Source organism: Dyella sp. PARNA 12/25 (genome assembly GCF_055702865.1).
This window is the reverse complement of sequence record NZ_JBVQCI010000005.1, coordinates 234,430-255,477: the sequence shown is the minus strand read 5'-3', so window position 1 is coordinate 255,477 and position 21,048 is coordinate 234,430. Positions and strand designations below refer to the sequence as shown.

Below are 21,048 nucleotides of genomic sequence, written 5' to 3'. Positions count from 1 at the left end.
CGCGCGGGTTCGCGCCCGGCGATACTTCATCAGTGTTGCCTTAACGGCGACGCGAACCGCGCAGGCTGTCGATGGAGAAGCTCGCCATCTCGCCACCGCCCGCCAGGCGGCGGGACTGGCCCGGCGGCGGACCCCAGGCATGGGCGGTGACCACTTCCCAGGTCGCGGGAACGCGCCCGTCGACTCGCATGGTTTCGTAGGCGGCCAGCATGCGCTGGTAGTGACGCTTGCCAAGGAGATGGCGCTCGCGTTCGCGGTCGGCGTTGGTGGCGCCTAGTCCCTGCAGCTCCTTCAGCAGCATACGGGGCTCGCTGTAGGTCAGCGTGTAGCGGTCCACATCCAGCACGGGGTCGCGCAGGCCGGCGCTGATCATGGCGTCGCCCAGGTCGTGCATATCCAGGAAGCGGCTGACGTGCGGCTGCTGATCGGCCTCGGCCCAGGCGGCGCGAAGCTCTTTCAACGTATCCGGCCCAAAGGTGGAAAACACCAACAGGCCGCCGGGTTTGAGCACGCGCACGCACTCGCCGAACAGCGCGGGCAGATCGTCGATCCACTGGAAGCACAGGTTGGAATGCAGTACGTCCACACTGTGATCGGGCAGTGGTAGCGCGGTGGCTTCCGCACACACGCGCTGGAACGGTTTGAGCCAGGTGATGTGCTTCTTCGCTGCGCGCAACATCGGCAGCGCGAGATCCATCGCCACCACCTGCGCCTTGGGGTAGCGCTTGCGCAGCAGTGATGTGCCGCGGCCGGTGCCGGCACCCACGTCGATCACCCGCTCGGGCGTTTCCAGATAAAAGCCCAGGCGATCGAGCAGCAGCGTCTGCACTTCGCGTTGCAGCGCGTCGTGATGCTCATAGGTATCCGCCGCGCGGCCGAAGTTGCGGCGCACCTGCTGGCGGTCGAAATGCGAGTCGGTCATCGGAAGCTGTCCAGCACGGGGGCCAGCGCATCGGCCACCTGGCCGGCATAGCCGAAGAACGGCGCATGGCCCGCATGGGCGATTTCAACGTAACTGCCGTGCGCCTGTTCGGCCGACCACGCCATGGCGGGCGGCGGCACGATGCGGTCGCGATGGCCCACGATCCATGCATTGGGCACGGCAAGTTTGGCGAGATCGGCGCGGCGATCGGTGGTTTCCAGAATGCGGATGCCTTCCTGCAGCACGCGCAGGTCAGGCTCGCCGCGCTGGAAGATCAGGCTGCGCAGGTGTCGTACCTCAGCCATGGGGTCGCGACTGCCCATCGCCTCCAGCGCGATGAAGCGCTCGAGCGTGCCGTGGTAGTCGGTTTCCAGGTCGGTGGCGAGCTGGCGCACCAGTTTGGGATCGCTGCCGTGAGGCCAGTTCTCGCCGCGCAAAAATTTCGGCGTGCCGTCGATAACGCCCAGCCCGCGCACATGATGCGGATGTTCCAGCGCAGCCGTCATGGCAATCAGGCCGCCGAGTGACCAGCCAACCCAGATGGCGGCGGGCGTCATGCGCGCGATCTCTTTGGCACAGGCCGATGGTTCCAGCGGCAGCGTGCTCTCGCGCGAATAACCGTGGCCGGGAAGATCCACCACATGCAGGGTGCAGCGATCGGCCAGTACTTCGCACAGCGGCTCCATCATGCCGCCATGCATGGCCCAGCCATGAAGAATCACCACGGGGATTTCGCCGTGGCCATGCGTTTCGATGTGGAGACTCATGCGCTTTTGGCTCCCTCTCCATCGTGGGGAGGGAGAAGTTCAGCGGGCGCAAGGCCCTTATCCACAGCGCCGCGTTCATCGAACACGAAACAATCGCCGTTCCAGTGCGCGCCATCCGTTTCTTCGAAGTACTTCAAAATGCCGCCTTCGAGCTGATACACATGGTCGATGCCGATGTCCTGCATATGCAGCGCGGCCTTCTCGCAACGAATGCCACCGGTGCAGTACGACACCACCGTCTTGTTTTCGTAGCGCGTGCGATCGGCGGCGAGAGCGGCGGGAAACTCCGTGAAACTGGCAATGCGGTAATCCACCGCGTTGTCGAACAGGCCCACATCGGTTTCGTAGTCGTTGCGCGTATCCAGCAGCACCACTTCGCGGCCGTCGTCATCACGCCCCTGCGCCAGCCAACGCTGCAGCGTCACCGGCGCCACGGAGGGGGCGCGGCCACCTTCCGGGCGAATGGTCGGCATGCGCATGGTGATGATCTCTTTCTTCAGACGCACGCGCATGCGGCCGAACGGTACTGCGTCGGAGATCGACACTTTAGGTTCAAGGCCCGCAAAGCGCGGGTCGGTGCGCAGCCACTCCATGAAGTCATCAATCGGTTCCTGCGGGCCGGCCAGAAACAGGTTGATGCCCTCGGGCGCCAGCAGAATGGTGCCCTTGAGCGCCAGCGTTTCGCAGCGCTCAACAATGCGCTCACGCAGCGCGGGCAGGTCGTCCAGGCTGACGAAGCGGTAGGCGGAAAGATTGATGATGGACATGATCGGGGGGAGGTACGGCAAGGCCGCCATTATACGGGGCGGCTCGGGATGGCCTGGGACAGCGCCTCCAGCAGCCGGTCCACATCGGCTTCCTCGTGCGCCGCAGACAGCGTGATACGCAGCCTGGCCTTGCCCTGCGGCACCGTGGGCGGGCGGATGGCGGTGACCAGCAAACCCAGCTGCTCCAAGGCTTCCGAGGCATCCAGCGCGGCTTGTGCGTCGCCCAGCAACAAGGGCTGGATCGCCGTGGGAGAGGGCATCAGAGGCAGGCCAAGCTGTGCGGCGCCCTGGCGGAAGCGGTCGATAAGCGCTTGAAGCTTGTCGCGCCGCCAGCCTTCGGTCTGGGCCAGCCGCACGGCGGCCAGGGTGGCGGCAGCCAAGGCGGGTGGCATCGCCGTCGTATAGATATAGGTGCGCGCGGACTGCACGAGGCCATCGATCAGCGCCTCAGAGCCCGCCACAAAGGCGCCGCTGCAACCCAGCGCCTTGCCGAGGGTGGCCATCAGCACAGGCACATCATCCTGACCGAGCCCGGCGGCGGTGACGCTGCCTTCGCCCTGCGTGCCGAGGATGCCGAGGCCGTGCGCGTCATCCACCATGAAGGTGGCGTTCTCGCGCTGGCACAACGCAGCGAGCTCGCGCAGAGGTGCAATGTCGCCATCCATGCTGAACACGCCATCGGTGGCGAGCAGCGCCGCTGTGTCCGTGCGGCTGGCGAATTGCCGTGCCGCAGCGGCCACATCCGCATGCGGGTAGCGCTTCAATTCAGCGCCTGCGAGTTGCGCGCCGTCGAGCAGGCAGGCGTGGTTGAGCTTGTCTTGCACGCATAGCTCGTCACGCTGCAGCAGCGCCTGCATCACGCCGAGGTTGGCCATGTAGCCGGTGGAGAACAGCAGCGCGCGCTCGCGACCGGTCCATTCCGCCAGAGCTTCTTCCAGTGCCGCGTGGGCGGTGTGATGGCCGCAGATGAGATGGGCTGAGCCGCTGCCTACGCCGTCGTCATCGGCTGCACGCTTCAGCGCCGCGATGAGTTGGGGATGTTGCGCGAGGCCGAGATAGTCGTTGCTGCAGAAGGAAAGCAGGCGACGGCCATCGCGCTGCACCCACGCACCATCGGCGTACTCGATGGTCCGCAGGCGCCGCAACAACCCGGCTTGCGCGCGCTCGGCGCTGTGCTGGGCCAGTCGTTCGGTGAGTGAAGGTCGCGTCATAGAAATCGCGAAAACCTCTCAATAGCGCGTCATCCCCGCGAACCCCGAAAAGGGGGCAAGAGCGGGGATCCAGCGCCTTTGCCATTGCTGCATCGAAGGCGCTGGATTCCCGCTCTTGCCCCCTTTTCGGGGTTCGCGGGAATGACGGTCATGCGAGGCTTTCGCACTTCACCACCCGTTACGCAGCAGCGCTGCAACCACAACCGGTGCCGCAGCCAGCCGTGCCCGCTTCAAGAATATCCGCATGCACAGTGTCGGTATCTTCCACCACTTCCAGCGCATGCAAGTCGAGGCGCTTGAACAACTGGCGGTCGTGTTCCACGTCCGGGTTGCCGGTGGTCAGCAGCTTCTCGCCGTAGAAGATCGAGTTGGCGCCGGCGAAGAAGCACAGTGCCTGCACGGCATCGTCCATCTGCTGGCGGCCGGCGGAGAGGCGCACCATCGAGGCCGGCATCAGGATGCGGGCCACGGCAATGGTGCGCACGAAATCGAACGGGTCGATGGCCTCGGTGCCGTTGAGCGGCGTGCCTTCCACCTGCACCAGCTGGTTGATCGGCACCGACTCCGGGTGCTCCGGCAGGTTGGCCAGCGTCTGCAGCAGGCCGGCGCGCTGGTCGCGCGTTTCGCCCATGCCCACGATGCCGCCGCAGCAGGTTTTCAGGCCGGCTTCGCGCACGTGTTCCAGCGTGTCCAGGCGATCCTGGTACTGGCGGGTGTGGATGATTTCGCCGTAGAACTCCGGCGCCGTATCCAGGTTGTGGTTGTAGTAATCCAGGCCGGCCTGCTTCAGCGTGGCGGCCTGTTCGCCGTTGAGCATGCCCAGAGTGGCGCAGGTTTCCAGGCCGAGGCCTTTCACCGCGCGCACGATCTCGGCCACCTTCAGCACGTCACGGTCCTTCGGGCTGCGCCAGGCGGCGCCCATGCAGAAGCGGCTGGCGCCGGCACTCTTCGCAGCCTGTGCGCGGGCCACCACGGCCTCTACGCTCATCAGCTTCTGGGCTTCCACGCCGGTGTCATAGCGCGCGGCCTGCGGGCAGTAAGCGCAATCCTCCGGGCAGCCGCCGGTCTTGATCGACAGCAGGGTCGATACCTGCACGGCGTTGGGGTCGTGGTGTTCGCGGTGCATCGAGTGCGCACGGTGCAGCAGCTCATTGAACGGCAGGGCGAACAGTTCGGCGACTTCGGCGCGCGTCCAGTCGTGGCGGATGAGTTGGGCCATGGCGACAGCTCTGGATGGGGATGCGCGAGAGTGTGGCAGGGCATTCTTTCTTGTCAACTTTACGTTGATGGTAATGGTTTACGATGCGCGGACGTATGGCAGCCGTTACCATCGGATCCATTACGCCATGGGAGTCGTCGGCATGAGCGCAGGACAGGGCAGTACGGGCAATGTGCTTGCCGCCATCTGCAGTTTCTTTATCCCCGGCCTGGGTCAGTTGGTGCAGGGCCGCTTCTGGATTGCGCTGGTGATGTTCGTGCTGGCCGCCATCCTGTGGATCGTCTGGCTGGGCTGGATCATTCATCTGTGGTCGATCCTGGACGCGGCGTTGTTCAAACCCAAGCCCAAGACCTGAGCAGGAGTAAGGCGCATGGATGCGCTTTCATGGTGGCGACCCGCACTGAGCGCGCTGCAAGGTTTCGTTCTGCCACTGCATTGCCTGCTATGCGGCGCACCGGGCGACGACGGCCTGGATCTGTGCCGCGACTGCGCCAACGAGTTGCCCCGCAATCGCACCTGTTGTGTCCGCTGCGCGCTGCCGTTGGCGCAGGCGGCGATGCTGTGCGGCCAGTGCATCAAGCGCCTACCGCCGTGGGACGCCGCTTGGGTGCCGTTCCGCTATGCGTGGCCGCTGGATCGTCTGGAATCGCGTTTCAAATTTGGAGCCGACCTGGCGGCCGGTCGCGTGCTGTCGAGCTTGTGGCTACGTGAGCCAACGCCGGAAGGCCTGCCGCAGTGGATCGTGCCGGTGCCGTTGCATCGTGCGCGCTTGCGCCGGCGCGGCTACAACCAGGCGCTGGAACTGGCCAGGCCGCTGGCGCGCCACTTCGACATGCCGCTACGCCATGACGTGCTGCAACGAACGCGCCCGACGGCAGCCCAGACTGATCTCTCCGCGCTGGCGCGTCGACGTAATGTGCGCGGCGTTTTCACCACTCGGCCGGGCGTGGCCTTGCCCGCCCATGTCGCCTTGCTGGACGACGTGATGACCACCGGCGCCACCCTGATCGAATGCGCCAAAGCGCTGCGGCGAGCGGGCGTGCAGCGCATTGATGTGTGGGCGTTGGCTCGGGCTCCGATATCACGCGGATAGGGCGGTGCCGCAGGGCCAGCCTTCACGCCGGCCCGTCATCGGGCGGCGCAGCATGGAGCAGATCGATTCGAGCAAAGCGCTCGGAGGCGATCCACCTTTCCAGGAGACACCTTATGTTGAACTGGCCCGACTATCGGAAGGAACTTCTTGGCCGCATCGGCGAGATCAGCAAGCTGAGCCCCGATACCGTGGGCGGCTACCAGACGCTCACCAAAGCCAACAGCAAGAATGGCCATCTGAACGCCAAGACGCGCGAGCTGATATCACTGGCAGTGGCTGTCACCACACGCTGCGACGGCTGCATCACCGTGCATACCGCCGAAGCGCTCAAGCACGGCGCCAGTCACGAGGAAATCGCCGAGGCACTGGGCGTAGCAGTAGCCATGAACGCGGGCGCGGCCCTGGTGTACTCGGCCCGCGTCATGGATGCCGTCAACGCTTATGAGGCGGCGACCCGTCCGGCGTGAGGCACGGTGCGGTAGGAGTCGGCCACCACCCATGCGCCGCAGGCAATCGCGGCGGAGATGACATAGCCCGTCCACGCCATGCGGTCGGTGGGTGCGGCTGCGATGAGCGGCACCCAGACCAGTAGGGTGATGATCCACAGCATCGCGGCTTCCAGCGTTGCGGCGAGGCGTGGCAGTACCCCAAACAGCACGCCCAGACAGGCAGCGATGCTACCCGCCCCGGTGAGATAGGCCCAACCGAGACGGAATGGTAGCCACGCCGGCACAAACCCCGCTGTCTGCTCGCTGTAGACGAAGTGCGACAGCCCGATCATCGGCAGCGACAGTGCAAACAACACGCGGGCGTGGCGTATGCCACGTGCTCCCGCGACATGTCTCAGCCATCCGTTGTCAATGTCGCCGAGCTGTACCGCAAGCAACACCCACGCACCGGCCAGCATCACGGTGATTTCGCCAAGGCCTAGCCAGCTCAGTTCCACCGCCGGTGTGGTGAGCAGCACGGGTAGCTTCAGCAGCATCACCCATAGCAACAGAAATATCGCGAGCACGATCGAAGCGGCTTTCATGGTGGGCTTGAGCAGCAAACCCAGCCCACAAACCAGTTCGACCACTGCAATGACATACGCCGCCAGTGTCTGACCGATCCCGGGCTCACCAGGCAATTGCTGCCACACCATGGCGACATCGCGATAGATCAGGCCGAGCATACCCAGTCCGATCATGGTGGCAGCAAAGAACAGCTGGGAAGGGCGTCGATCCGTCAGCGGCCGTCCGGCCGTCTGAATGGATGCGTTGCTGGCGGCCGCGTCGCCAGTCGTCGTTTGATACGAACTCTCCATACCTTGCTCCTGTGCAGTGGAAGGACACGGAACATCAGTACAAACTCGACACGGCCGGATCAGGGGCGTGTCAAACAACGGGGTATTACCGTGGAGCTAACGCGGGGGCCATTAAATAGGTAAGCCCGTCGGCGCGCAATCAATGCGAAGATGCGGGGCTTGCGCCGTACCGCCTCGCTTGTCGTGGACGAAAGGAGTCCTCGTGTTCCAGTACCGCCGCATCGACAGCTTGCCCGCCGATAAGGATGCCGACGGCATCAAGGTCTACGGTATTTCTCCCAGTGGTCGGCCGGTGGAATTCTCGCACTATGCAGCGCAACTGCAGGTGATGAAACGCGCCAGGTCGCTCGCATGGGCGCAGACGCCAGCATTCGCAATTTGCCACGACGGTGCGAGTGCGCGTTATCTCGTGTTGGGCTGGTGGGGCAACGACAACGAAATGTTTGTCGCTGTCGCGGCGAACGATGGCTCCGGCTGGGTCGAAGACATGTCCCGCTATTCGTTCTGCCTGTGGGACATGGAAGTGATGTGGCACGAGCGCAATGCGTTCGTGGTGGATATGTACGGCGCAACGCCCAGTCTTGAGGCGTATCGCGTGAATCGGTTTATCCAGGCGCTGCAGTCATGAACTTGCTTGTGGAGGCGATTGAGTCGTTCAGAACCTGTCTCTAAAATGAAAGCGACTAAAAGAACCAAGCGTCATTCCCGCGAAAGCGGGAGGCGCTTTTCAACAGCCGAATGGCTGGTCATCCAGTGCCTTGGTTCTTTTGGGGCGTTTAAAGGCCCTGGATGACCAGCCATTCGGCTGTTGAAAAGCGCCTCCCGCTTTCGCGGGAATGACGAGGAAAGCGCTCGGCTACATCGCAATCAACTTGCAGCGGCGCTCGTCGACGCGCGACGCAGCAGCAGCTCCCGCTCCCGCGTGTTGCGCGTAAGCGATGCCGCGCGCTCAAACTCATCGCGTGCTTCACTGTGACGGCCGAGTCGACTGAGCAGTTCCCCGCGCACGCTCGGCAGCAGGTGGTACTGACGCATCAGCGGCTCATCGCGCAACGCATCGACCAGCGACAGCCCCACATCCGGGCCAAAAGCCTGTGCATGAGCCACAGCACGGTTAAGCGCCACCACCGGTGACGGCATGCGTTGGGCTAACGTGTCATAGAGCGTGGCGATGCGCGACCAGTCGGTGTCTTCCACCGACCGTGCGCTGGCGTGACAGGCCGCGATGGCTGCTTGCAATGCATAGGGGCCGCCCGAGCCGCCCAGCGCTTGGACGCGCTGCAGCTCGGCCAGTCCGCGTCGGATCAGCAGCTGATCCCAGCGTCCGCGATTCTGTTCCGCCAGCAGGATCGGCTCGCCGTTGGGGCCCGTGCGCGCTGCCATGCGTGAGGCCTGGATTTCCATTAGCGCCACCAGGCCATGCACCTCGGGTTCGTTGGGCGCGAGCCCGGCAAGCACGCGGCCCAGGCGCAGGGCTTCCTCACAAAGCGCAGGGCGCATCCAGTCATCCCCGGAGGTGGCGGCATAGCCCTCGTTGAAAACGAGATAGACCACCTCGAGCACCGACGCCAGCCGCACGGCCAACGCATCGCCGCGTGGCACTTCGAACGGCACCTTCGCATCGCTGAGCGCGCGCTTGGCTCGCACGATGCGCTGTGCCACCGTGGGTTCGGGCACCAGGAATGCGCGGGCAATCTCCGTCGTGGTAAGGCCGCCGAGCAGACGCAGCGTGAGCGCCACGCGCGCCTCGGTGGACAGCACCGGATGGCAGGCCGTGAATATCAGGCTGAGCAGATCGTCGCCGACCGGATTGTCGAGCATGGCATCCGGATCCCCCACGGATTGTTCAAGCTGATCCTCGATCTCGCGTGTGAGTTCGTCTTCCTTGCGTCGATGCAGGGCATGGCGGCGCAGCTGGTCGATCGCGCGGTGCTTGGCCGTGGTCATCAGCCAGGCACCGGGGTTGCGGGGCACGCCGGTGGTCGGCCACTGCTCCAGCGCCGTCACCAGCGCGTCCTGCGCCAATTCCTCGGCCATGCCCACGTCGCGCACGATGCGGGCAAGGCCGGCGATCAGCCGGGGCGATTCAATGCGCCATACAGCGTCGATGGTGCGGTGGATGTCGTTGGCCGCCATAGCCGACGATCACAGCACCATGCAGCGAGTGGCGCAAGTTTTCACCCCACCACAGGGGCAGAGTCCCAGCGGCCGCCCGAGACCGCGCTACAACTCGTGTTCCCTCACCGTCATTCCCGCGAAGGCGGGAATCCAGCGACTTCATGTGCCTGCCAAGACTCTGGATTCCCGCCTTCGCGGGAATGACGGTGCGGGGGAAGCCGAGCGCGCGAGTGGACATAGAACAGGTTCTTAAGGCGGCGACATCACCATCCAGTGCACGCCGAAGCGGTCGGCCAACATGCCGAAGCTTGAGGCGAACGAGGTCTTCGAAAGCGGCATGCTGGCCTTGCCGCCACCTTCCAGTAGTGCCTCGAAATAACGCTTGGCCTCAGCGTCGTCCTTCGTATTGAGCACCAGTGAGAAGCTGCGGAAATCCGGCGTGCCGCGGCGATCACCATCCGAGGCGTTGACTAGGGACTCACCCACCTTGAATGAGGCGTGCATGATCTTTTCGCCATCCGAAGCAGGCGGGCTGCCCGGCTGCTGAGGATAGTCCTTGAAGCGGATCAGGTTCTGCACCTGCGCACCCACCGCCTTCCCATAGAAGGCGAGGGCTTCCTCGCAATGACCATCGAAGAACAGATAAGGCTGGATCACCATCACAGTCTCTCCCGTGGGTTAGCGCTGTTCGGCCATCTTGGCGCGAAGCTGTTCTTCCTGCTCGCGCAGCTCGGATGTGAATGCTTCGCCAAAATCCTCCGCCTCGAACACCCGGCGGATCTCGATCTCCGACGTGCCGTCCTCAAAGGGGTTGGGGCAGCGCTTGAGCCACTCGACGGCTTCTTCCAACGAGCCGACCTGCAGCAGCCAGAAGCCGGCGATCAGTTCCTTGGTTTCGGTGAAGGGTCCGTCGATGACCGTGCGTTTGTCGCCCTCATAGCGAATGCGCACGCCACCCGCGCTGGGGTGCAGGCCCTCGCCGGCCAGCATCACGCCGGCCTTGACCAGTTCTTCATTGAACTGGCCCATTTCAGCCAGCAGCTTCTCACTCGGCATGTCGCCGGCTTCGGAGGCGCGCGTTGAACGCACCATGGCCATGACTCGCATTGTTGTCGCTCCTCTTAACGGTGTGAATGGACCGCCTGAAGGCGGCTCTCACGCAGACGACGAACGACGCCTGCCGGAATCGACAGGATAGGCCAAAGGAATTCTAAGGACCTGTAGGAGCGCACTTGTGCGCGACCGCAACCTCAACGCGCCCTCAGACGCCGGGCCGCCCGGTCGCGCACAAGTGCGCTCCTACAGAGCTCGGCGGCGAATGGGTTCAGCGAACGGCCAGGGCCAGCACGATGCCGATCCACAGCACCATGCCCAGCCAGTTGTTGTTGCGGAACGCCCACAGGCAGGCATCGCGGTTGCGTTCACGGATGCGCCACATCTGCCAACCGAACAAGCCTGCGGCGGCCAGCAGCCCCAGCCAGTACGGCCAACCGAGCGCGCTGCGTTGCCCCACAAACAACATGGCCAGCAGGAAGGTGCCCATCAGGATGCCAAGGATCGGCAAGTCCGCGTCGCCAAACAGGATGGCCGTGGACTTGGCGCCCGCCTTGATGTCGTCGTCGCGATCCACCATGGCGTACTGGGTGTCGTAGATCACCGACCACAGAATGTTGGCGATAAACAGCAACCAGCCCACGGCCGGCACCGTGTTGGACACTGCAGCGAACGCCATCGGGATCGACCAGCCGAAGGCCGCGCCCAGCACCACTTGTGGCATCTGGGTATAGCGCTTGGTGAACGGGTAAATCGCCGCCAGCGCGGCGCCGCCGAACGACAACCAGATAGTGAGCTTGTTGGTGAACAGCACCAGCACAAACGAAAACACCAGCAGGCTGGCGAATACCATCAGCGCTTCGCGCGGCGTCACGCGGCCCGCTGCAATGGGGCGCCCGGCGGTGCGGGCCACCTGCGGGTCCAGCTTGCGATCCGCGAAATCATTGACGGCGCAACCGGCCGCACGCATGGAAAACACGCCCAGCGTAAAGATCACCAGCAACTTCACTGGCGGAAAATCCTTCGCTGCCAGCCACAGCGCCCACCACGTCGGCCACAACAACAGCAGCGCGCCGATGGGTCGATCCATTCGGGTAAGCACGAGATAGTCGCGCGCCTTGGTGCGATAGCGCGCAGGCAGCTTCTGCAACAGCCAGTCGAGCACGCGTGTGGCGCGAGTGGAGCTGTCCTCCGGCTGTGCGGCGCCAACAGATTTCGCCGCAGCCCCCGGCCGGGGTCGCGCCGTGGTGGACGAAGGCAGGGTGCGCCGCTGGCGCTTGCGGGATGTCGGGGCCATTCCCTCAGTTTAACGTGCATCACCACGGTGAGTGGCGTGACCTGGTGCCGGTGTGCTGTCTCAACACGGTCACAAACCGACCTATACTGACCGGTCACCACGGACCAGATGCCCTGCGTCATGCCCAAAGCCCTGAGCCATATCGCGTTGATCGTCGCGCATCCCACGCGCACGGCCCACCTGCTCACCGGTGTGTTCGACGACGCACGCATCGTGCGGGAGGAAGACCCGAACGACGCCAACCCGGAAGTCATCGTGGCGCTGGCCGGTCTGGAGCTTGCCCTGATCCGCGGCAACGGTCCCTCCGCACGCAATGGTGATCACATCGCCTTTGCCGTCAGCAAGGAAGAGCAGCAGGCCTGCGCCCGACGCCTGGATGAGCTGGCGCTGGACTACCAGATGGCGCGGAAGGATACGGCGCTGTACTTCAGCGACTACGACAACCATGTGTTTGAGCTGGAGGTTGTCGAATCCTGAGAGGTGCGGTCGCGCACAAGTGCGCTCCTACAAAAAATCGAACTGTAGGAGCGCACTTGTGCGCGACCGAACTACCGCAGTAACAGCCGATACGCCGGATTCTCGCTCTCGTCGCGGCACGGATAGCCGAGCGTATCGAGAAACGCCTGAAACAGCGCACGCTCGTCCTGCGGCACCTGGATGCCGACCAGGATGCGCCCGTAATCCGCACCCTGATTGCGGTAATGGAACAAGCTGATATTCCAGTCCGGATGCATGTGCCCAAGAAAGCGCGTGAGCGCGCCGGGACGCTCCGGAAACTCGAAGCGATAGAGCAACTCGTCGCGGGCCAGTGGCGAGCTACCGCCAATCATGTGTCGCAGGTGGAGTTTGGCGAGTTCATCGTCGGTAAGGTCGAGCACGCCAAAGCCGTGTGCGCAAAACGCTTCGATCAGCGTCTCCCGTTCATCGCGATGCGTGGTCTGCACGCCGACGAAGATATGCGCCTCACTGGCGTTGCCGATGCGGTAGTTGAATTCGGTGATGCTGCGTTGGTCGAGTGCCGCACAGAAGCGGCGGAAGCTGCCACGCTCCTCGGGAATGGTGACGGCGAACACCGCTTCGCGCTGTTCGCCCACCTCCGCGCGTTCGGCGACAAAGCGTAGCCGATCGAAGTTGAGGTTCGCACCCGAGACAATGGCGACCATCGGCTGCTCAGACGCACCGTGAGTAGCAACGTATTGCTTGAGTCCCGCCAAGGCGAGCGCGCCGGCAGGCTCGGGTACGCTGCGCGTATCCTGGAAAACGTCGCGGATGGCGGCGCAGATGGCGTCGGTATCCACCCGCACCATGTCGTCCACGTAACGCTGGCACAACTCGAAAGTGAGGTCGCCCACACGCTTCACCGCTGTACCGTCGGCAAACAGACCGACCTCGGGCAGCGTCACCGGCGCGCCAGCATCCAGCGATTGCACCATCGCGTCGGAGTCGCAGGTCTGCACGCCGATGACTTTGATATCGGGACGAAGCGCTTTCACGTAGCCCGCCACACCGGCAAGCAATCCGCCGCCACCCACCGGGACAAAGATCGCGTGCAGCGCGGTCGGGTGCTGGCGCAGGATCTCCATGCCCACCGTCGCCTGCCCGGCAATGACAGCGGCATCATCGAAGGGATGCACGAAGGTGTAGCCGTGCTCGGTCTGTAGCCGCGCCGCCGCTGCCTGCGCATCGCTGTACGAATCGCCTGCCAGCACCACCTCGACGTTCGTACCGCCAAAGCGGCGCACGGCATCCACCTTCACCTGAGGGGCCGTCACTGGCATCACAATCACGGCACGAATGCCCAGCCGTGCTGCCGCCAGAGCCACGCCTTGCGCGTGGTTGCCCGCGGAGGCGGCGATCACGCCGTGTTCCCGCTGTTCCGCATCCAGCTGCGACATGCGGTTGTACGCGCCGCGCAGCTTGAACGAGAACACCGGTTGCTGGTCCTCTCGCTTCAGCAGCACGCGCTGCCCAAGCCGGGCCGAAAGCAGTGGCGCAACCTCCAGCGATGTCTCGCGGGCCACGTCGTAGACGCGCGCACCCACCGTCTGTCGCAGCAGCTCGTGCTCGCTCAGTCGATCGAATGTGTCGCTGGTGGCAGCAAGTGCATTCATGGCGTGGCGACGGGGTGGCTGACCTCGATCACGTCGATCAGCTTGCGCGTCTGCTTGATGATTTGCTCCACCATGTCGTCCGCGCCATGCATGACCAGGGTGAGTTGCGACACCTCGGGATCGTCGGTGGCGGCAACGGTGAGCGAATCGATGTTGCAATGGCGCGCGGCGAACATGCCAGCGACACGCATCAGCGCACCGGATTCGTTTTGCAGCAGGATGGATAGGGTGTGTTTCACAAGAACTCCGTAACCTCGCATAAGAGCCGTCATCCCGGCGCAGGCCGGGATCCAGTGGCCTCAGTGTCAGGTTGTCGCCGCTGGATTCTGGCCTGCGCCGGAATGACGTTTGTTAGAACATGTCGCTAGTCGCATCAGTAACAGCCTTCGGCACCACACGCGACGGAATGAAATCGCCCGTAATCATCTGTGCATACGTCGCACCCGGCCCCACCATGGGATACACGCCGGCATCCGGGTCGATCATCACTTCGAGGAACGCAGGGCCTTCGAAGGCCAGGAAGTCGGCGACGGTATCCGCCAGTTCGTCCCTGTGCTCCAGTCGCTTCACCCACTCGAAGCCATCGGCCTGCGCAGCTTTGATGAAATCCTTCTTGTGCAGGCTCTTGTCCGACGAAGCGAAGCGACCCCGAAAGAACAGTTTCTGCCACTGGCGCACCATGCCGTCGCCAATGTTGTTGAGCACCACCACCTTCACCGGCAGGCCGTAGGTCGTAACGGTTTCGAGCTCACCCAGGTTCATGCGGATGCTGGCGTCGCCGTCGATGTCGATCACCACCGCATCACGCCGTGCGAACTGTGCGCCGATGGCGGCGGGCAGGCCGAAGCCCATAGTGCCCATCGAGCCCGAGGTGAGCCAATGGCGCGGCTCGCGGAAGTCGAAATACTGAGCCGCCCACATCTGGTGCTGGCCCACGCCGGTGCTGATCACGGCGCGACCCTGTGTGTGGTGGTTGATAGCCTCGATGACCGCCTGCGGCTGGATCAGCGCGCTGTCGCGGTCATAGTTCAGCGCATGTGTTTGCTTGAGCGCGGCGATATGCGCGTGCCAGTCCGCATAGCGGCCATCGCCGGCAAAATGGTGGTCATGGTGCACACCGTACTGATGCAGGCGTGACAGGGTGGCATCCAGGTCGCCCTGATGATGCCAATGCACCGACCTCACCTTGCCGATCTCGGCGGGATCGATGTCGATCTGCGCGATGAAGCGTGCGTTCGGCGCAAAGCGATCTGGCACGCTTGCAACGCGGTCGTCAAAGCGTGCGCCCAGGGCCAACAGGAAGTCACAGTCTTCCACCGCGTAATTCGCATACGCGGTGCCATGCATGCCCAGCATGTGCAACGCGAGCGGATCGGTGGTGTCCATCGCACCGATGCCCATCAACGTCGTGGTTACCGGTACACCGAACTGCTTGACGAAGGCGCGCAGCGTGGCCGAGGCCTCGCCGGCAATGATGCCGCCACCTGCATAAACCAAGGGGCGTTTCGCTTTTGCCAGCGCCTCGAAGAAGGCGGCGCAATGCGCGTCGTCCAGGCGGGCATTCTGGATCGCGTGCTGACGTGCACGATAGCCGGGAATCGGCAGGTGGCCCTCACCGGCGAAGCTGAGTGACGTGTTCTGCACATCTTTCGGAATATCCACGACGACCGGACCCGGGCGTCCGCTGCGTGCGATCTCGAAGGCCGTACGCAGCGTCACTTCCAGCCGCGACGGGTCAGTGAGCAGGAACACATGCTTGGCGCACGGACTCATGATGTTGCTCACCGGCGCCTCCTGAAAGGCGTCGCTGCCCAACGCACCCGTCGGCACCTGACCGCAGATCACCACCATCGGGATGGAGTCGGACATCGCATCGCGCACCGGTGTCACCATGTTGGTGGCGCCAGGACCGGAAGTAACAATGGCCACGCCCACCTTGCCCGAGGCTCGCGCATAACCGGCAGCCATGAAGCCCGCGCCCTGTTCGTTCGCGGGCACGATCAGCGGCATCGGCTCGCCGCCCAGCGGCGAGAGGTGTGTGGCGTTATAACGGAACACCGCGTCATAAACAGGCAGGATGGCGCCACCCGAATAACCGAACATTACGTCGACGCCTTCATCGGCCAATACCTGCACCACCACTTCCGCGCCGCTCATGTTCTGGCCGGCGAGCGGGTGGGTGGAGAATGGTGCGGGTATGTCCTTCGGTAGTGGCATGTTCACAGTGATCGGGTTTCCCAGTGTGCCGATGGCTCGGCGCTATGCGTGTTGGAAAAACACCCTCCCCTGAAAGGGCAGGAGAGGGTTGGCAGAGGGAGTGCGGGTTTGCGGGATAAGCACCCCTCTTAAGTCGAACAACAAACTTGCGGATGTCACTTTGCTCGTCATCCCTGCGAAAGCAGGGATCCAGCGCCCGTGATTGCTCGCGGTGCGCTGAAAAGGCACTGGATTCCTGCTTGACCAACCTTCGGTTGTTGAAAAGCGCCTCGCAGGAACGACGACCTAAAAGCTTTAACCCACCTTCTTCAGCGGCTCCGTCGCCGGCTTCGGTGCATTCGCCTGCAGCCAAGGCATGCGCGCGCGCAGCTTGGCACCAACCTGTTCCACTGGATGCTCGAGATCTGCCTGCTTGAACTTCTTGTAGTTCGGCAGGCCGGCCTTGTACTCGGCGATCCAGTTGTTGGCGAACGTGCCGTCTTGAATATCCTTCAGCACGTCCTTCATGCGCGCCTTGGTGCCGGCGTCGATCACGCGCGGGCCGCTGACGTAGTCGCCGTACTGCGCGGTTTCGGAGACGAACTCCAGCATGCGGCTGATACCACCTTCGTAGAACAGGTCCACGATCAGCTTCAGTTCGTGCAGCACTTCGTAGTACGCGATCTCCGGCTGATAACCCGCTTCCACCAGTGTTTCAAAGCCAGCCTGCACCAGCGAGCTGGCGCCTCCGCACAGCACGGCCTGTTCGCCGAACAGATCGGTTTCGGTTTCTTCCTTGAAGTCAGTCTTGATCAGCAGTGCGCGGCCGCCACCGATACCATCGGCATACGCCTTGGCTTTCGCTTCGGCCTGGCCGCTGACGTCCTGGTGCACCGCCCAGATGCTGGGCACGCCACGCCCGATTTCATACTCGCGACGCACCAGTGCACCCGGGCCTTTCGGGGCGACCAGGATCACATCGATATCTTTGCGCGGGTCGATCTGCTTGAAGTGCACATTGAAGCCGTGTGCGAACAGCAGCGCAGCGCCAGGCTTGATGTTCGGCTCGATGCTTTCCTTGTACAGCGTGGGCTGCACCATGTCGGGGGTAAGCACGGCAACCAGATCGGCGTCTTTCACCGCGTCGCCGGGCTCGGCCACATGAAAGCCTTCGGCGCGCGCCTTCTCCCACGAGGGTCCGCCCTTGCGCAGGCCGACCACGACGTCGAGACCTGAGTCGCGCAAGTTGAGGGCGTGGGCACGGCCTTGGCTGCCAAAGCCGAGGACGGCGATGCGGGCCTTGGCCAGCGTGTCGTTGGTATTGCTGCTGCTCATGCGGTGACTCCTGCGGTCGTGTCTTCGTGGACGTGTTGAGTGGCGGACGTACTGCGTGAAGCGATGGGTTGCGTGGTGGCGCCGTCGGAGGCGGAGCCCACCAGGGAGACGTACTTGGCCAAAGCGCCGCGCGTGACCTTGGGTGCGGGCGGTTGCCAGCTGGCGCGACGCGAGGCGAGGTCGGCGGTGGTGCTGATTTCGCGCGTGTCGGCGTCGATGCGGATGCGGTCACCTTCGTGCAGCAGCGCGATCGGGCCGCCGCGTGCCGCTTCCGGTGCGATGTGGCCGACCATGTAGCCGTGGGTGGCGCCGGAAAAGCGGCCATCGGTGATCAGCGCGACATCGTCGCCAAGGCCGCGACCGATCAGTGCCGCGGTGACGCCCAGCATTTCGCGCATGCCAGGACCGCCGGCCGGCCCTTCATTGCGGATGACAATGACGTCACCCTTCTCGATGGTGCCACCCTGCACGGCGGCGAAGGCCTGCTCTTCGCTCTCGAACACGCGGGCGCGGCCTTCGAAGTGGTTGGCGCCCTTGCCGGCAAGCTTGAGAATGCAGCCTTCCGGCGCGAGGTTGCCGTAGAGGATCGAATAGCCGCCACGCGGCTTCAGCGGCTGCGTGACCGGATGCACGACGTCCTGCTGTTCGGCGCGCGGTGCGGCAGCGGCTTCCTCGAACAGGCTGCGACCCGTCACCGTGGGTGCGTCACTCAGCATGCCGGCAGCAATCAGCTCCTGCGCCACGCGTGCACTGCCACCCGCGCCGAACATTTCGACGGCGGTGTAGCGGCCACCGGGCAACAGATCGGCGATCACCGGCGTGTGCTTTGACGCGGGCTCGAAATCCTCCAGCGTCCAGCGCGTGCCTGCTTCGCGTGCGATGGCGAGCAGATGGAGCACGGCGTTGGTGGAACCGGCCGTGGCGGCAACCATACGCGTCGCGTTGCGGAACGCGGTCTCCGTGAGAAACGCGCGCGGTGTGCGTTCTGCCCTCAGGCAATCCATCACCAGTTCACCGCAGCGACGCGCGGCAGCCGCTTTGGCGGGATGGGTGGCGGGAATGTCGTTGAAGCCCATCGGTGACAGGCCGAGCGTGGTCAGTACCATCGCCATGGTGTTGGCAGTGAATTGGCCACCACAGGCGCCGGCGCCGGGGCAGGCGTCGCGTTCCACCGAGGTGAGCTCGGCGTCGTCGATCTTGCCGGCGCCATGCGCACCCACCGCCTCGAACACCTGTTGGATGGTGATGGGGTGGTTGTCGTGCGTGCCGTGCGCGATGGTGCCGCCGTACAGCGCAACGCTGGGAATGTCGAGGCGCGCCATCGCCATCGCCGCAGCAGGAATGGTCTTGTCGCAGCCGCACAGCACCACCATCGCATCGAGGCAGTGGCCATCAACCGCCAATTCGATGGAATCGGTGATCACCTCGCGGCTGATCAGCGAGGCACGCATGCCCGGCGTGCCCATGGCGATGCCGTCGGTCACGGCGATGGTGTTGAACTCGATGGGCGTGCCGCCAGCGGCGCGGATGCCCTCGGCGACGTGTTCTGCCAGCTCGCGCAGGTTGAGGTTGCACGGGCTCACGTTGGACCACGTGTGCACCACCGCCACCAGTGGCTTGGCGATCGCGGCATCGTCCAGTCCGGTGGCGCGTAGCATGGCGCGCGCCGGTGCGCGGTCGGGGCCGGTTTTGATGAGGTCACTACGCATGTGTGGGTTCCGGAAACGGGTGAGGGGTCGTGTGCGCCGCACCCTTCAAAGTCACCGTCATCCCCGCGCAGGCGGGGATCCAGCGCCTTTGATGGCACGCAAAGGCACTGGATGACCAGCCCTTCGGCTGTTGAAGAAGCGCCTCCCGCCTACGCGGGAATGACGAAATGGAAGTCTGCGCGGAGTTCAACCGCATGCCCGCCCCCAACGCAGGAACGCCGCCGCATTGCAGGCGTGCTCGTCGATGGCCGCCAGCACAGCTTCCAGCACCTCTTGCGTACTGGCGTTGCCTCCGATGTCACGCGTGTGCGGACCCTGTTCCAGCACGTCGGCCACAGCGGCTTCCACCGTGGCCGCTTCCTGCTCCAGACCAAGCGAGTGGCGTAGCAGCATCGCGGCGGAGAGGATGGCGCCGATGGGGTTGGCTACACCCTGGCCGGCGATATCCGGTGCGGAACCATGGATGGGTTCGTACAACCCGCCCTTCGCCTCACCCAGCGAAGCAGAGGGCAGCAAGCCCAGCGAGCCAGCCAGTGCAGCGGCTTCGTCGGTCAGGATGTCGCCGAACAGGTTCTCGGTGACCACCACGTCGTACTTGCCCGGCTGCGTCAGCAGCAGCATCGCCATCGAATCGACCAGCTGGTGTTCCAGCTTCACGTCGGGAAATTCAGCGGCGACGCGCTGCACGGTGGTGCGCCACAGGCGCGAGGTTTCCAGCACATTGGCCTTATCCACCGAGGTAACATGCTTGCGGCGCTCACGTGCCAGCTGGAACGCCCGACGCGTTACACGCTCGACTTCAGCGACGGTGTACTTGCACTCATCAATGGCAGTGTCGATGGTGCGCGTCTTCGCGCCGAAGTAAGCGCCGCCAGTCAATTCGCGCACGAACAGCACGTCGACGTTCTTCAGCTTGTCGTTCTTCAGCGGCGACAGTGCGGCCAGCGCCGGATGCACCTGCAGCGGTCGCAGGTTGGCATACACACCCAGCGCGGCACGCAGCGCGAGCAGGCCCTGTTCCGGGCGAACCGGCGCGTTCGGGTCGGACCACTTCGGGCCGCCCACCGCGCCGAGCAACACGGCATCGGCTGTCTTGCACGCTTCCAGCGATGCCGCGGGCAGCGGCTCGCCAGTGGCGTCGATGGCGCAACCGCCTATCTCGTGCTCTTCAAAGCGGAATTGGTGGTCGTAATGCGCAGCAACCACATCGAGCACGGCCACAGCTGCAGCAGTGACTTCGGGGCCGACGCCGTCGCCGGGCAGGGTGACGATATGTGCTCTCATGCTGCTTTCTCCACGCGTTGTTCGTAGGCGGTGATCTCATCACCATGCTGTTGCAGGTAGCCGAGCTGGTCCACGCCGTTGAGCAGGCAGTGACGTGCAAACGGTTCGAGCTGGAAGCGGATATGGCCGCCGTCGGGCAACGCCACGACCTGTTCGCGCACGTCAATGGATAGTTCGATGCCGGGGTGTTCCAGCAGCCAGCGGTGCTCGGCCTCGTCCAGCACGATGGCGAGCAGGCCGTTCTTCAGCGCGTTGTTGCGGAAGATGTCCGCGATTTCGCTGCACAGCACGGCATGGATGCCGTAATCCAGCAGCGCCCATGGCGCATGCTCGCGCGAGGAACCGCAACCGAAATTGCGGCCGGCAACGAGAATGGAGCAACCCTTGGCCTGCGCCTGGTTCAGCGGAAACGCCGGGTTGTCGCTACCGTCGGCCTGATAGCGCCAGTCGTTGAAGCACAGCTTGCCCAGGCCTGCGCGCTCGGTGGTGGTGAGGAAGCGCGCAGGGATGATGCGGTCGGTGTCGATGTTCTCATCCGACAGCACGGCAGTGCGGGAGTGGAGGCGGGTGACGGGGCGCATTAACAGATCTCCGACAGACGACACGACGCGAAGGCGTTCACACGCTCATCCCATGGGGGAGTGGGGCGGGTGCTCGCGG

Annotated in this window: 22 protein-coding genes; 5 read left to right on the top strand and 17 right to left on the bottom strand. The window is 64.2% G+C overall.

What is annotated here, in order from left to right:
- Positions 1 to 40: 40 nt before the first annotated feature.
- The 5 genes from bioC to bioB form a co-directional block, all read right to left on the bottom strand.
- A complete protein-coding gene (gene bioC, locus AC0GUR_RS12900) occupies positions 41 to 922 on the bottom strand; it encodes a malonyl-ACP O-methyltransferase BioC (RefSeq protein ID WP_472877888.1) in 882 nt (293 codons plus the stop codon).
- Entirely contained in the window at positions 919 to 1,689 is a 771-nt protein-coding gene (gene bioH, locus AC0GUR_RS12895; protein ID WP_472877887.1) for a pimeloyl-ACP methyl ester esterase BioH, read from the bottom strand. The genes bioC and bioH overlap by 4 nt, the downstream gene beginning before the upstream one ends.
- Positions 1,686 to 2,486, bottom strand: a complete 801-nt coding sequence (locus AC0GUR_RS12890) for a sulfurtransferase (protein ID WP_472877886.1) — start codon at positions 2,484 to 2,486, stop codon at positions 1,686 to 1,688. Before AC0GUR_RS12890 ends, bioH begins: the two co-directional genes overlap by 4 nt.
- Positions 2,486 to 3,667 (bottom strand): 8-amino-7-oxononanoate synthase, encoded by a 1,182-nt coding sequence (gene bioF, locus AC0GUR_RS12885; RefSeq protein ID WP_472877885.1) that lies wholly within the window; start codon positions 3,665 to 3,667, stop codon positions 2,486 to 2,488. The genes AC0GUR_RS12890 and bioF overlap by 1 nt, the downstream gene beginning before the upstream one ends.
- 178 nt (positions 3,668 to 3,845) lie before the next feature.
- Entirely contained in the window at positions 3,846 to 4,886 is a 1,041-nt protein-coding gene (bioB, locus tag AC0GUR_RS12880; RefSeq protein ID WP_472877884.1) for a biotin synthase BioB, read from the bottom strand.
- Between the two features lie 142 nt (positions 4,887 to 5,028).
- On the opposite strand from bioB, the gene AC0GUR_RS12875 reads away from it, so the two are divergent.
- The 3 genes from AC0GUR_RS12875 to AC0GUR_RS12865 all read left to right on the top strand — a co-directional run bounded on the left by AC0GUR_RS12875 (position 5,029) and on the right by AC0GUR_RS12865 (position 6,446).
- The gene (locus tag AC0GUR_RS12875; RefSeq protein ID WP_472877883.1) at positions 5,029 to 5,241 is read left to right on the top strand and encodes a hypothetical protein; all 213 of its coding nucleotides are present in this window, start codon (positions 5,029 to 5,031) and stop codon (positions 5,239 to 5,241) included.
- 15 nt (positions 5,242 to 5,256) lie between these two features.
- Complete coding sequence (locus AC0GUR_RS12870) at positions 5,257 to 5,979, top strand: ComF family protein (RefSeq protein ID WP_472877882.1); 723 nt, start codon at positions 5,257 to 5,259, stop codon at positions 5,977 to 5,979.
- A gap of 113 nt (positions 5,980 to 6,092) precedes the next feature.
- Positions 6,093 to 6,446, top strand: a complete 354-nt coding sequence (locus AC0GUR_RS12865) for a carboxymuconolactone decarboxylase family protein (protein ID WP_472877881.1) — start codon at positions 6,093 to 6,095, stop codon at positions 6,444 to 6,446.
- Here the strand turns inward: AC0GUR_RS12865 and AC0GUR_RS12860 are convergent.
- Positions 6,419 to 7,285 carry a DoxX family protein gene (locus tag AC0GUR_RS12860; RefSeq protein WP_472877880.1) on the bottom strand — a complete coding sequence of 289 codons (867 nt, stop codon included), beginning with the start codon at positions 7,283 to 7,285 and terminating at the stop codon, positions 6,419 to 6,421. The two genes, AC0GUR_RS12865 and AC0GUR_RS12860, sit on opposite strands and share 28 nt — an antisense overlap.
- A 202-nt stretch (positions 7,286 to 7,487) precedes the next feature.
- On the opposite strand from AC0GUR_RS12860, the gene AC0GUR_RS12855 reads away from it, so the two are divergent.
- Positions 7,488 to 7,913, top strand: a complete 426-nt coding sequence (locus tag AC0GUR_RS12855) for a hypothetical protein (RefSeq protein ID WP_472877879.1) — start codon at positions 7,488 to 7,490, stop codon at positions 7,911 to 7,913.
- A gap of 239 nt (positions 7,914 to 8,152) precedes the next feature.
- Here AC0GUR_RS12855 and AC0GUR_RS12850 read toward each other — a convergent pair whose 3' ends face one another.
- From AC0GUR_RS12850 to ubiA, 4 genes are all read right to left on the bottom strand, one after another.
- The gene (locus AC0GUR_RS12850) at positions 8,153 to 9,421 is read right to left on the bottom strand and encodes an RNA polymerase sigma factor (RefSeq protein ID WP_472877878.1); all 1,269 of its coding nucleotides are present in this window, start codon (positions 9,419 to 9,421) and stop codon (positions 8,153 to 8,155) included.
- Between the two features lie 231 nt (positions 9,422 to 9,652).
- Positions 9,653 to 10,063, bottom strand: a complete 411-nt coding sequence (locus AC0GUR_RS12845; RefSeq protein ID WP_472877877.1) for a VOC family protein — start codon at positions 10,061 to 10,063, stop codon at positions 9,653 to 9,655.
- Between the two features lie 18 nt (positions 10,064 to 10,081).
- Entirely contained in the window at positions 10,082 to 10,510 is a 429-nt protein-coding gene (locus tag AC0GUR_RS12840; RefSeq protein ID WP_472877876.1) for a YciI family protein, read from the bottom strand.
- 217 nt (positions 10,511 to 10,727) lie between these two features.
- Positions 10,728 to 11,753: a 4-hydroxybenzoate octaprenyltransferase gene (gene ubiA, locus AC0GUR_RS12835; RefSeq protein ID WP_472877875.1), complete on the bottom strand. Its 1,026-nt coding sequence runs from the start codon at positions 11,751 to 11,753 to the stop codon at positions 10,728 to 10,730.
- A gap of 120 nt (positions 11,754 to 11,873) precedes the next feature.
- Here ubiA and AC0GUR_RS12830 point away from each other — a divergent pair, with 120 nt between their 5' ends.
- Complete coding sequence (locus tag AC0GUR_RS12830; protein WP_472877874.1) at positions 11,874 to 12,230, top strand: VOC family protein; 357 nt, start codon at positions 11,874 to 11,876, stop codon at positions 12,228 to 12,230.
- Between the two features lie 71 nt (positions 12,231 to 12,301).
- On the opposite strand, the gene ilvA is transcribed toward AC0GUR_RS12830, so the two are convergent.
- From ilvA to leuD, 7 genes are all read right to left on the bottom strand, one after another.
- Complete coding sequence (ilvA, locus tag AC0GUR_RS12825) at positions 12,302 to 13,864, bottom strand: threonine ammonia-lyase, biosynthetic (protein WP_472877873.1); 1,563 nt, start codon at positions 13,862 to 13,864, stop codon at positions 12,302 to 12,304.
- On the bottom strand, positions 13,861 to 14,103 hold the full coding sequence (gene ilvN / locus AC0GUR_RS12820) for an acetolactate synthase small subunit (RefSeq protein ID WP_472877872.1): 243 nt from the start codon (positions 14,101 to 14,103) through the stop codon (positions 13,861 to 13,863). The genes ilvA and ilvN overlap by 4 nt, the downstream gene beginning before the upstream one ends.
- A gap of 112 nt (positions 14,104 to 14,215) precedes the next feature.
- Positions 14,216 to 16,081, bottom strand: coding sequence for a biosynthetic-type acetolactate synthase large subunit (gene ilvB / locus AC0GUR_RS12815; RefSeq protein WP_472877871.1), 1,866 nt, complete (start codon positions 16,079 to 16,081; stop codon positions 14,216 to 14,218).
- Between the two features lie 294 nt (positions 16,082 to 16,375).
- Positions 16,376 to 17,395, bottom strand: coding sequence for a ketol-acid reductoisomerase (gene ilvC, locus AC0GUR_RS12810; protein ID WP_472877870.1), 1,020 nt, complete (start codon positions 17,393 to 17,395; stop codon positions 16,376 to 16,378).
- On the bottom strand, positions 17,392 to 19,104 hold the full coding sequence (gene ilvD / locus AC0GUR_RS12805) for a dihydroxy-acid dehydratase (protein WP_472877869.1): 1,713 nt from the start codon (positions 19,102 to 19,104) through the stop codon (positions 17,392 to 17,394). The genes ilvC and ilvD overlap by 4 nt, the downstream gene beginning before the upstream one ends.
- A gap of 186 nt (positions 19,105 to 19,290) precedes the next feature.
- Positions 19,291 to 20,388, bottom strand: coding sequence for a 3-isopropylmalate dehydrogenase (gene leuB / locus AC0GUR_RS12800; protein WP_472877868.1), 1,098 nt, complete (start codon positions 20,386 to 20,388; stop codon positions 19,291 to 19,293).
- Entirely contained in the window at positions 20,385 to 20,969 is a 585-nt protein-coding gene (gene leuD, locus AC0GUR_RS12795) for a 3-isopropylmalate dehydratase small subunit (RefSeq protein WP_472877867.1), read from the bottom strand. Before leuD ends, leuB begins: the two co-directional genes overlap by 4 nt.
- Positions 20,970 to 21,048 lie beyond the last annotated feature (79 nt).

Bases quoted from the DNA above. Each gene is read 5' to 3' on its own strand.
- bioC (WP_472877888.1), bottom strand. From the start codon at position 922: ATGACCGACTCGCATTTCGACCGCCAGCAGGTGCGCCGCAACTTCGGC.
- bioH (WP_472877887.1), bottom strand. From the start codon at position 1,689: ATGAGTCTCCACATCGAAACGCATGGCCACGGCGAAATCCCCGTGGTG.
- AC0GUR_RS12890 (WP_472877886.1), bottom strand. From the start codon at position 2,486: ATGGCGGCCTTGCCGTACCTCCCCCCGATCATGTCCATCATCAATCTT.
- bioF (WP_472877885.1), bottom strand. From the start codon at position 3,667: ATGACGCGACCTTCACTCACCGAACGACTGGCCCAGCACAGCGCCGAG.
- bioB (WP_472877884.1), bottom strand. From the start codon at position 4,886: ATGGCCCAACTCATCCGCCACGACTGGACGCGCGCCGAAGTCGCCGAA.
- AC0GUR_RS12875 (WP_472877883.1), top strand. From the start codon at position 5,029: ATGAGCGCAGGACAGGGCAGTACGGGCAATGTGCTTGCCGCCATCTGC.
- AC0GUR_RS12870 (WP_472877882.1), top strand. From the start codon at position 5,257: ATGGATGCGCTTTCATGGTGGCGACCCGCACTGAGCGCGCTGCAAGGT.
- AC0GUR_RS12865 (WP_472877881.1), top strand. From the start codon at position 6,093: ATGTTGAACTGGCCCGACTATCGGAAGGAACTTCTTGGCCGCATCGGC.
- AC0GUR_RS12860 (WP_472877880.1), bottom strand. From the start codon at position 7,285: ATGGAGAGTTCGTATCAAACGACGACTGGCGACGCGGCCGCCAGCAAC.
- AC0GUR_RS12850 (WP_472877878.1), bottom strand. From the start codon at position 9,421: ATGGCGGCCAACGACATCCACCGCACCATCGACGCTGTATGGCGCATT.
- AC0GUR_RS12845 (WP_472877877.1), bottom strand. From the start codon at position 10,063: ATGGTGATCCAGCCTTATCTGTTCTTCGATGGTCATTGCGAGGAAGCC.
- AC0GUR_RS12840 (WP_472877876.1), bottom strand. From the start codon at position 10,510: ATGCGAGTCATGGCCATGGTGCGTTCAACGCGCGCCTCCGAAGCCGGC.
- ubiA (WP_472877875.1), bottom strand. From the start codon at position 11,753: ATGGCCCCGACATCCCGCAAGCGCCAGCGGCGCACCCTGCCTTCGTCC.
- AC0GUR_RS12830 (WP_472877874.1), top strand. From the start codon at position 11,874: ATGCCCAAAGCCCTGAGCCATATCGCGTTGATCGTCGCGCATCCCACG.
- ilvA (WP_472877873.1), bottom strand. From the start codon at position 13,864: ATGAATGCACTTGCTGCCACCAGCGACACATTCGATCGACTGAGCGAG.
- ilvB (WP_472877871.1), bottom strand. From the start codon at position 16,081: ATGCCACTACCGAAGGACATACCCGCACCATTCTCCACCCACCCGCTC.
- ilvC (WP_472877870.1), bottom strand. From the start codon at position 17,395: ATGAGCAGCAGCAATACCAACGACACGCTGGCCAAGGCCCGCATCGCC.
- ilvD (WP_472877869.1), bottom strand. From the start codon at position 19,104: ATGCGTAGTGACCTCATCAAAACCGGCCCCGACCGCGCACCGGCGCGC.
- leuB (WP_472877868.1), bottom strand. From the start codon at position 20,388: ATGAGAGCACATATCGTCACCCTGCCCGGCGACGGCGTCGGCCCCGAA.
- leuD (WP_472877867.1), bottom strand. From the start codon at position 20,969: ATGCGCCCCGTCACCCGCCTCCACTCCCGCACTGCCGTGCTGTCGGAT.